At 67.9% G+C, this 9,704-nt stretch carries 6 protein-coding genes; 2 read left to right on the top strand and 4 right to left on the bottom strand.

Going from position 1 to position 9,704, the window contains the following annotated elements:
- Positions 1-32: 32 nt before the first annotated feature.
- The 4 genes from AB1I47_RS12710 to AB1I47_RS12695 form a co-directional block, all read right to left on the bottom strand.
- The gene (locus AB1I47_RS12710; protein WP_354684107.1) at positions 33-1,343 is read right to left on the bottom strand and encodes a TRAP transporter large permease; all 1,311 of its coding nucleotides are present in this window, start codon (positions 1,341-1,343) and stop codon (positions 33-35) included.
- Positions 1,343-1,894 carry a TRAP transporter small permease subunit gene (locus AB1I47_RS12705; protein ID WP_354684106.1) on the bottom strand — a complete coding sequence of 184 codons (552 nt, stop codon included), beginning with the start codon at positions 1,892-1,894 and terminating at the stop codon, positions 1,343-1,345. Before AB1I47_RS12705 ends, AB1I47_RS12710 begins: the two co-directional genes overlap by 1 nt.
- Before the next feature lie 172 nt (positions 1,895-2,066).
- On the bottom strand, positions 2,067-3,032 hold the full coding sequence (locus AB1I47_RS12700) for a TRAP transporter substrate-binding protein (RefSeq protein WP_354684105.1): 966 nt from the start codon (positions 3,030-3,032) through the stop codon (positions 2,067-2,069).
- A 120-nt stretch (positions 3,033-3,152) separates the two neighbouring features.
- Positions 3,153-4,517: an amidase gene (locus AB1I47_RS12695; protein ID WP_354684104.1), complete on the bottom strand. Its 1,365-nt coding sequence runs from the start codon at positions 4,515-4,517 to the stop codon at positions 3,153-3,155.
- A 247-nt stretch (positions 4,518-4,764) separates the two neighbouring features.
- Here AB1I47_RS12695 and AB1I47_RS12690 point away from each other — a divergent pair, with 247 nt between their 5' ends.
- Together AB1I47_RS12690 and purL are read left to right on the top strand one after the other, a co-directional pair.
- Positions 4,765-5,379, top strand: coding sequence for a winged helix DNA-binding protein (locus tag AB1I47_RS12690; protein ID WP_354684103.1), 615 nt, complete (start codon positions 4,765-4,767; stop codon positions 5,377-5,379).
- A gap of 189 nt (positions 5,380-5,568) precedes the next feature.
- Positions 5,569-9,615, top strand: coding sequence for a phosphoribosylformylglycinamidine synthase (gene purL / locus AB1I47_RS12685; RefSeq protein ID WP_354684102.1), 4,047 nt, complete (start codon positions 5,569-5,571; stop codon positions 9,613-9,615).
- The last annotated feature ends 89 nt before the right edge of the window (positions 9,616-9,704 follow it).

Here is a 9,704-nt window from a genome sequence, read left to right as displayed (position 1 = left end):
GGCGGGGGCGGCGGCGGGCCGTCCGGCCCATGCTATTTGACTTCCTGCTGCATGACCACGTCCGGCAGCCAGGTCACCACGGCGGGCCAGATCGTGATGATGGCGATCGCCACCACCATCATCATGAAAAACGGCAGCGACACCCGGGCTATGTAGTTACTGTCCTTGCCGGTCATGCTCTGCAGCACGAACAGGTTGAAGCCCACCGGCGGCGTGACCTCGGCGATCTCCACCAGCAGCACGATAAAGATGCCGAACCAGACCAGGTCGAAGCCGGCCGCCTGCACCATCGGCAGCACCGTGGCCGTGGTCAGCGCGATCATCGAGATGCCGTCCAGCGCGGTGCCGAGCACGATATAGATCACCGTCAGCACCGCGATCAGCGCCCACGGCGACAGCTGCAGCGCCGCCACCCATTCGGCCAGCGCGCGCGGGATGCCGGTAAAGCTCATGGTCACCGACAGGAACGAGGTCGCGCCCAGCACGAACATGATCATCGCGGTCAGCCGCGTCGCCGACATCAGGCTGTCCCAGAACGCCGCGCGCGTCAGCGACCCGCCCGCCCACGCCAGCCCCAGCGACGCCACCACGCCGTAGGCGGCGGCCTCGGTGGCGGTGGAATAGCCGGTCACCATGATCCAGGCGATAAAGGCGATCAGCACAATGCACGGCAACAGCTGCTTGATCGACACCAGCCGCGCGCGCCAGTTGTAGCGCTCGGGCGCCGGGGTCTTGTCCGGGTTCGACAGCGCCCACACCACGATATAGCCCGAGAACAGCAGCATCAGCATCAGCCCCGGTATAAAGCCCGCCAGGAACACGCGGATGATCGACACGTCCGCCGACACCGCGTACACCACCATCGTGATCGACGGCGGGATCAGGATGCCGAGCGTGCCGGCGCACGACAGCGACCCGAGCGTGATGCGCTCGTCGTAGCCGCGGCGCGTCAGCTCCGGCAGCGCGGACTTGGCAATCGTCGCGCAGGTGGCCGCAGACGAGCCCGACACCGAGCCGAAGATGCCGCAGCCGAGGATGTTGACGTGCATCAGCCGCCCGGGCAGCCAGTTCAGCCACGGCGACAGGCCGCTGAACATCTGCTCGGACAGCTTGGTGCGGAACAGTATTTCCCCCATCCAGACGAAGAGCGGCAACGATGCCAGCGTGTACGAGGCACTCGACGACCACCACGCATTGGCCAGGCTCACCAGCGCATCGCGGTCGGAGAACACCACCAGCCCGACCCACGAGGTGACCGCGATCGCCACCGGGATCCACGCGCCGACCGCCAGGAAGACGATCAGCACCACCAGCAGGATCAACGCAATCAGGACCGTGCTCATCAGATCGTCTCCCCGAAATCGCCGGCGGCGAGCTTTTCTTCCTGCGCGAGCTGGTAGCGCGGCTTCTGCCGGCGCACCACGCGCACCCATTCATCGGCCACCGCCAGCAGGAAGCCGATGCAGCCCAGCGCGGCAAAGCTCTGCGGAATCCACAGCGGGATCACGATCTGGCCCTGCGAGACGTCGCCGATCTCCCAGCTCTGCCAGGTGAAGTTGCCCAGCGCCCAGGCCGCATAGGCGGCGAACACCAGGCAGACGGACAGCGACAGCGCCTCAAGCACCCAGCGCCGCCGCGGGCCCACCGCTGCCAGCACCATTTCCACGCGCACGATGCCGCCATGCTGGAAGGTCTGGCCGAGGATCAGGAAGGCGGAGGCCGCGCACAGCCAGGCCACGATATCGTCGCCGCCCTTGAAGATCACCGTGGTTTCGCGCGACAGCGACATCAGGACCATGATCAGGCAGACGGCCAGGATGCACAGCGCGCCGAGCCGGGCGAAGAGGTCGAGCAGATGGTCGAGCCAGCGCTTGGGGGGAGGGGGAGTTGTCATGGTGGACGGCGGCAAGGGGATGGCAAACAGCAGGCAAAACACGCGGCGCAGCGTCGTCCCCGCGAATACCCCTTCGGGGATGTGAGCGGGGACCCGGCGGCGTTCTCCCCGAAGGGAACGTGAAAGCCGCTGGATGCCGCGTGCGCGCGAATGACGATCTCTGGACTGCGGCCTACTTCCGGTACGCGTCGAGGATGGCCTTGCCGTCCTCGCCGGCGCCCTTGGCCCAGTCATCCACCATGGTCTGGCCCACCTTCTGCATGTCGGCCTTGAGCTGCGGCGAAGGCGGCTGCACCGTCATGCCGTTGCGCGACAGGGTGGCCAGGTATTCCTTGGTCTTCTGCTCCGACACCTGCCAGCCGCGCTTCTCGGCGTCGGCCACGGCCTTGAGCAGCGCGTCCTGGGTGGGCTTGTCGAGCGCGGCGAAGGCCTTCTTGCTGACCACCAGCATGTTCTTGGGCAGCCATGCGTCGACGGTGTAGAAGAACTTCACGCTCTCCCACACCTTGGTATCGACGCCGGTCGCGCCCGACGACATGAACGAGTTGACCGTGCCCGTGGCCAGCGCCTGCGCCAGGTCGGCGGCCTGGATGGTGACCGGCTGCGCGCCCACCAGCTCGGCGATGCGCGAGGTGGCCGGATTGTAGGCGCGCCACTTCAGGCCCTTCATGTCGGCCGCGGCATTGATCGCCTTGTTGGCGTAGATCCCCTGCGGCGGCCATGCCACCGCGTACAGCAGCTTCAGGCCCTGCTTGTCGAGCACCTTCTCGGTGACCGGGCGCGACGCCTGCCACAGCTTGTACGCATCGGTGTAGCTGGTGGCGAGGAAGGGCACGGAATCCACGCCGAACACCGGATTCTCGTTGGCCAGCAGGGACATCAGGATCTCGCCCATCTGCACCTGCCCGGTCTGCACGCCGCGCTTGATCTCATTGGCCTTGAGCAGCGACCCGTTGGGATGCAGCACGATCTTGAGCTTGCCGCCGGTGGCCTTGTCCACGTCGCTGGCCATCTGCTGCAGGTTCTCGGTGTGCAGGTTGCTGACCGGATAACCGGTCGGCAGGTCCCACTTGGTCTGCGCCTGTACCGTCATGGCGGCCAGCGCCAGGCCGGCCGCAACGATTGCCTTGACTCGCATCTCGATCTCTCCTGGTGTGCGCGCGGGGGCGCGGTTGTACAGCTTGTTGCGTACTACCTGGTGCCGGCGCACGTTCCCGGGGGACGGCGCCGGCGCAAGATCAACGGCGCGGCGGCGGACTTACTCGTCGCGCTGTGAAGGTTGCACAATGCGCTCCAACGCAAGGGCCGTGCCCAGCAGCCCGGCATCGCGCATCGGGCCGTGCGACAGCATCAGCCCCACCGGCAACTCGTCCGGCGCGTGGCAGGGCAGCGAGATCGAGCAGCCCTCGAAGAAATTGAAGGCCGAGGTGTTGCGCAACAGCAGGGCATTGACGCGGAAGAACTGCGCATCATCGGTGCGCAGCGGCGCGATCTCGGGCGCCACCATCGGGACGGTCGGGCAGACCACGGCGTCGAAGCGCGCCAGCCGCGCTTCCATGCGGGCGATCCAGTCGAGGCGGGCGCGGCCCAGGTCGATATAGTCGGCGGCGCTGACGTTGGCGCCGCGGTCGATGCGCGAGGCCACGCGCGGATCGTACAGCTCGCGTTTGATGGCCAATACCTGTCGGTGGATGGCATAGGCCTCGGCCGAGGCAAAGCCGCCCTGCGCGTTGAGCGCGGCCAGTTCGCCGAGCTCGGGCAGGTCCACATGCTCGAGCTGCACGCCGGCGGCGGACAGACGACCGAGCGCGCGGTCGAAGGCGCGCGCGACCACCGGGTCGAGGTCGTCGAGCAGGTACTGGCGCGGTATCGCCAGCCGCGTGGCGGCGGGGTTGGTGACGCGCGGCATCACCGCGCTGTCGGCGATCACGCTGTCTACCGCGACGCAGTCGGCGACCGTGCGCGCCATCGCGCAGGCGGTGTCGAGCGTATAGGACAGCGGAAACGCGCCGGTCAGCGGCACGCGCCGCGCGGTCGGCTTGAAGCCGGTGATGCCGCACAGTGCCGCCGGGATCCGGATCGAGCCGCCGGTATCGCTGCCGAGCGCCGCGACGGCCAGGCCCAGTGCCACCGACACCGCGGCGCCGGACGACGAGCCGCCGGGGATGCGCGCCACCCCGTCAGTGCTGGCCGGGTTGACCGGCGTGCCGTAATGCGGATTGATGCCGACGCCCGAAAACGCGAACTCCGTCATATTGGTGCGCCCGACGATGGCCGCGCCCGCCCGGCGCAGCCGCGCCACCACGGTGGCGTCCGCGGCGGCGGGCTGGGCGTCCTGGCGCACCACCGAAGCCGCGCGCGTCACCTCGCCAGCCACGTCGTACAGGTCCTTGACCGACACCGGCAGGCCCGCCAGCGGGTGCAGCGCCTTGCCGGCCTGGCCGGCGGCATCGGCGGCGCGCGCAACCTGCGCCGCGGCCTCGAAGGTGCTGTGCAGGAACACCGCTTCCGCTGCCGGACTGGCTGCGTCGGCCGCCGCCTGCTCGATGATCTGCGCGCGGCTGGTGGCGCCTTCGCGCAGTCTGGAGTTCAGGGTGTCGAGGTCGGGGAGCATCGATGGCATGGGCGCAAGAACGGGTGAGAGGGCGGGGCGGCGGCGCCGTAGCGGACGGTGCCTGCCGTGCATGAGGCAGGGGGCGGGCTGCGCATGCGCCGGGCAGGCCGTGCCCGGCGTTCCTCCTCATGCTTTACCTGTATTTATTAGGTGTTCATGCTCATAATTCGCCAATAAACTGTCAAGCTAAAATTGCCGCGATGCGCTCGGGGCTTATACCTAGCACCCGCGCCGCCCATCGAAAGGAGTTTTGCGCATGGCACGCAAGCCAGTCGAGACCGGCCACGCCGCCGCCGTGGCGGAGCCTGTGGCCGATGCAATGCCCGACACCCCGGCGGCCAGGCCGGCGCCCGCGCTGACGCGCGCGGCCGGCACCAATATCGTGTCGTCGTCCCACCTGGTATCGGTGCGCAGCCCGGAGCTGTCCGAGTTCGAGTTCGGCCTGAATACCGCCTACAACGCCTACAGCCGCTGGGTCGTGCGCTGCATGGGCGCCGCCGGCGTGCGCGACCTGACCTTCCTGGACGTGCTGGTGCTGCACCATGTCAACCACCGCGGCCGGCCCAAGCGGCTGGCCGATATCTGCTTCGTGCTGAACGTGGAGGACACCCACCTGGTGACCTATGCGCTGAAGAAGCTGCAAGGGCTGGGGCTGGTGGCGGGGGAGCGGGTCGGCAAGGAAGCGATTTACTCGACCACGCCGGCCGGCGCCGAGGCCTGTGCGCGCTATCGCGAGATCCGCGAGCAATGCCTGACCAGCAATTTCACCCCGGGCAGCGACGAGAACGCCGAGATCGGCGAACTCGCCCGACTGCTGCGGGTGCTGACCGGCCTGTACGAGCAGGCCGCGCGCTCGGCCACGTCACTCTGAGCCATAAATGGCCGGATGTGACGCATAGGCATTATCACGAATCGCCGTCACACGGCCCTGGCTTGTTGTCGCAGTGCAAAATCCGGGCCCCGGCAAGGTACAATAGCGGTTTCCCGCCAGCCGGCACCCCATGCAGCGGTGTCGGCCAAGCTGCAGCCCCTACCTCTCGCCTCCCTGACCGCTACGATCATGGCGCATTTCTCGTGCTTCCCCGGCGCTTTGGCGCTTTCCGCCTTCCGTCAGCAACGCCTGCTTACCGCTCTCCGGCAAATCGATGCCGATATCGAGTCGGTGCATGGCCAGTTCCTGCATTTTGTTGACGCGCAGACGCCGCTGTCGGCCGACGACCAGTCGCGCGTGGCGGCGCTGCTGACCTACGGCGCACCCTTCGCCGAGCAGCCCGAGGGCGACCGCTTCGTGGTGATCCCGCGCTTCGGCACGATCTCGCCGTGGGCCAGCAAGGCCACCGATATCGCCCACAACTGCGGCCTCACGCATATCCACCGCATCGAGCGCGGTATCGAAATCACGGTCATCTGCAAGAAGGGCCTGCTGCGCGGCCGCAAGACGCTGGACGCGGACACCCGCGCCGCCGTCGCCGCGCACCTGTTCGACCGCATGACCGAGACCGTGGTCGCTTCGCGTGACGACGCCGCCGGCCTGTTCCAGGAACTGCCGGCCAAGCCGCTGCGCTTTATCGACATCTCGGCCGGGCGCAGCGCGCTGGCCGCGGCCAACGTCGAGATGGGCCTGGCGCTGTCCGAGGACGAAATCGACTACCTGGTCGATGCCTACGGCAAGCTGGAGCGCAACCCGACCGACGTCGAGCTGATGATGTTCGCGCAGGCCAACAGCGAGCACTGCCGCCACAAGATCTTCAACGCCACCTGGACCATCGATGGCGTGCAGCAGGACAAGTCGCTGTTCGCGATGATCCGCAATACGCACCAGCTCAATCCGCAGGGCTCGATCGTGGCCTACTCGGACAACTCGGCGGTGATGGAAGGCGATGTGGCCGAGCGCTGGTTCCCGCGCGGCGACGACCACAAGTACGGCCGCCACGAGGCGCTGACGCATACGCTGATGAAGGTGGAGACGCACAACCACCCGACCGCGATCTCGCCGTTCCCGGGCGCCTCGACCGGCGCCGGCGGTGAAATCCGCGACGAGGGCGCGACCGGCCGCGGCGCCAAGCCCAAGGCCGGCCTGACCGGCTTCACGGTGTCCAACCTGATGCTGCCCGACGCCGTCGAGTCCTGGGAAAACGACCGCGACGCCGCCCAGCCGGTGGCGCACCGCAACCCCGACCACAAGCCCGGCGTGACCGGCAAGCCGGACCGCATCGCCTCGCCGCTGCAGATCATGATCGACGGCCCGCTCGGCGGCGCCGCCTTCAACAACGAATTCGGCCGCGCCAACCTGGGCGGCTACTTCCGCGTCTACGAGCAGAACGTCGGCGGCATCGTGCGCGGCTATCACAAGCCGATCATGATCGCGGGCGGCATCGGCAATATCGACGCCTCGCATACGCACAAGAATCCGCTGCCGGCCGGCACGCTGCTGATCCAGCTGGGCGGCCCGGGCATGCGCATCGGCATGGGCGGCGGCGCCGCCAGCTCGATGGCGACCGGCACCAACACGGCCGACCTGGACTTCGATTCGGTCCAGCGCGGCAACCCCGAGATGGAGCGCCGCGCGCAGGAAGTGATCAACGCCTGCTGGCAGCTCGGCGACGCCAACCCGATCCTGTCGATCCACGACGTCGGCGCGGGCGGCATCTCCAATGCCTTCCCGGAACTGGTGGACGGCGCCGGCCGCGGCGCGCGCTTCGACCTGCGCCAGGTGCACCTGGAAGAGTCCGGCCTGTCGCCGGCCGAGATCTGGTGCAACGAGTCGCAGGAGCGCTACGTCCTGGCGATCGCGCCGGACAGCTTCCCGCAGTTCCAGGCCATGTGCCAGCGCGAGCGCTCGCCGTTCGCCGTGGTCGGCATCGCCACCGAAGAAAAGCAGCTGCAACTGGTCGACGCCAGCGTCGACGCCGCGCTCAAGGAGCACTACGCCGTCGACATGCCGATGGACGTGCTGCTGGGCAAGCCGCCGCGCATGCACCGCGACGTCAGGCGCGTCGAGCAGGAACTGCCTGCCGTGGATGTGACCGGCATCAGCCTGGAGCAGGCGGTGCGCGACGTGCTGCGCCACCCGACCGTGGCCAGCAAGTCGTTCCTGATCAGCATCGGCGACCGTACCGTCGGCGGCATGAATGCGCGCGACCAGATGGTCGGCCCGTGGCAGGTGCCGGTGGCCGACGTGGCCGTGACCACGCTGGACTACCAGGGCAAGGCCGGCGAAGCGATGACCATGGGCGAGCGCACCCCGCTGGCCGTGATCGATGCGCCCGCCTCCGGCCGCATGGCCATTGGCGAGGCGCTGACCAACCTGGCCGCAGCGCCGGTCAGGGACCTGGGCAAGGTCAAGCTGTCGGCCAACTGGATGGCGGCCTGCGGCGTGGAAGGCGAAGACGCCAAGCTGTATGACACCGTGCACGCCGTCGGCATGGAGCTGTGCCCGGCGCTGGGCATCAGCATCCCGGTCGGCAAGGATTCGCTGTCGATGCGCACCAAGTGGCAGGACGACGGCGTCAACAAGGAAGTGGTCGCGCCGGTGTCGCTGATCATCTCGGCCTTTGCCGCGGTGGACGACGTCAACCGCACGCTGACGCCGCAACTGCGTACCGACGCCGGCGACACCGTGCTGATCGCCGTGGACCTGGGCCGTGGCAAGAACCGCATGGCTGGCAGCATCCTGGCGCAAGTGACGCAGCAGGTGGGCGACAGCGCCCCCGACGTCGACAACGCCGAAGACCTGAAGAACTTCTTCAACGTGATCCAGCGCCTGAACCGCGAGGGCAAGCTGCTGGCTTACCACGACCGTTCGGACGGCGGCTTTATGGCCACGCTGGCCGAGATGGCCTTTGCCGGCCACTGCGGCGTCTCGCTCAACGTCGACATGCTGGCGCTGGACCCGCAGCAGGAGCAGGACTACGGCGACGCCAAGAACTGGGCCCAGCAGATCGCCGAGCGTCGCAACGACCAGACCCTGCGCGCGCTGTTCGCGGAAGAACTGGGCGCGGTGGTGCAGGTGCGCATGGAAGACCGCGACGCGGTCTTCGCGGTGCTGCGCGAGGCCGGCCTGTCGGCATGCAGCCACGTGGTGGGCAAGCCCAACACCACCGACCAGGTCGAGATTTACCGCGACGCCAAGAAGGTGTTCGGCGCCTCGCGCACCGACCTGCAGCGCAACTGGAGCGAAGTCAGCTGGCGCATCGCGCGTCTGCGCGATAACCCGGCCTGCGCCGACAGCGAATACGACCGCCTGCTCGACGCCGCCGACCCCGGCATCAGCCCGGTGCTGACGTTTGATCCGGCCGAGGACATCGCCGCACCGTTCATCGCTACCGGCGCCCGTCCGCGCGTGGCGATCCTGCGCGAGCAGGGCGTCAACTCGCAGATCGAGATGGCGTACAGCATGGACCGCGCGGGTTTCGACACGCACGACGTGCATATGAGCGACCTGATCGCGGGCCGCGCCAACCTGGCCGATTTCAAGGGCTTTGTCGCCTGCGGCGGCTTCAGCTACGGCGACGTGCTGGGCGCGGGCGAGGGCTGGGCCAAGACCATCCTGTTCAACGGGCAGATGGCCGAGCAGTTCGCGGCGTTCTTCAACCGCCAGGACACCTTTGCGCTGGGCGTGTGCAACGGCTGCCAGATGATGAGCAACCTGGCCCCGATCATCCCGGGTGCAGGGGCGTGGCCCAAGTTCACGCGTAACCAGTCGGAGCAGTACGAGGCGCGCTACGTCACCGTGGAAGTGCAGTCGTCGCCGTCGATCTTCTTCGCCGGCATGGAAGGCAGCCGTATGCCTATCGTGGTGGCGCACGGGGAAGGGTTTGCCGACTTCTCGCAGCAGGGCAATATCGGCGAGGCCAATGTTGCGCTGCGCTTTGTCGACAACTACGGTGCGGTGACGCAGACGTATCCGCTGAACCCGAACGGTTCGCCGGAGGGGATCACTTCGGTGACCACGGTTGATGGCCGCTTTACCGTGCTGATGCCGCACCCGGAACGTGTGTTCCGTGCCGCGACCATGAGCTGGGCGCCGGACGCATGGAAGCAGGTTGCCGATGGCGGCAGCCCGTGGATGCGAATGTTCCGGAATGCGCGGAAGTGGGTGGGGTAAGACCTGTCACCGGTGCAGCAGCGCCAGCGGCTCCGATTGCTGAGTGAGTTCGCACGCTGCTGGTTTGCTCCCCTCTCCCGCAAGCGGGA

The organism is Cupriavidus necator, assembly GCF_040578825.1.
GTDB lineage: Bacteria > Pseudomonadota > Gammaproteobacteria > Burkholderiales > Burkholderiaceae > Cupriavidus > Cupriavidus necator_E.
Note: the sequence above shows the minus strand (reverse complement) of the source record. Positions and strands in the feature narration are given on the sequence as shown.

Excerpts from the sequence above, each read along its gene's own strand:
- AB1I47_RS12710 (WP_354684107.1), bottom strand. The coding sequence starts at position 1,343 with ATGAGCACGGTCCTGATTGCGTTGATCCTGCTGGTGGTGCTGATCGTC.
- AB1I47_RS12705 (WP_354684106.1), bottom strand. The coding sequence starts at position 1,894 with ATGACAACTCCCCCTCCCCCCAAGCGCTGGCTCGACCATCTGCTCGAC.
- AB1I47_RS12700 (WP_354684105.1), bottom strand. The coding sequence starts at position 3,032 with ATGCGAGTCAAGGCAATCGTTGCGGCCGGCCTGGCGCTGGCCGCCATG.
- AB1I47_RS12695 (WP_354684104.1), bottom strand. The coding sequence starts at position 4,517 with ATGCCATCGATGCTCCCCGACCTCGACACCCTGAACTCCAGACTGCGC.
- AB1I47_RS12690 (WP_354684103.1), top strand. The coding sequence starts at position 4,765 with ATGGCACGCAAGCCAGTCGAGACCGGCCACGCCGCCGCCGTGGCGGAG.
- purL (WP_354684102.1), top strand. The coding sequence starts at position 5,569 with ATGGCGCATTTCTCGTGCTTCCCCGGCGCTTTGGCGCTTTCCGCCTTC.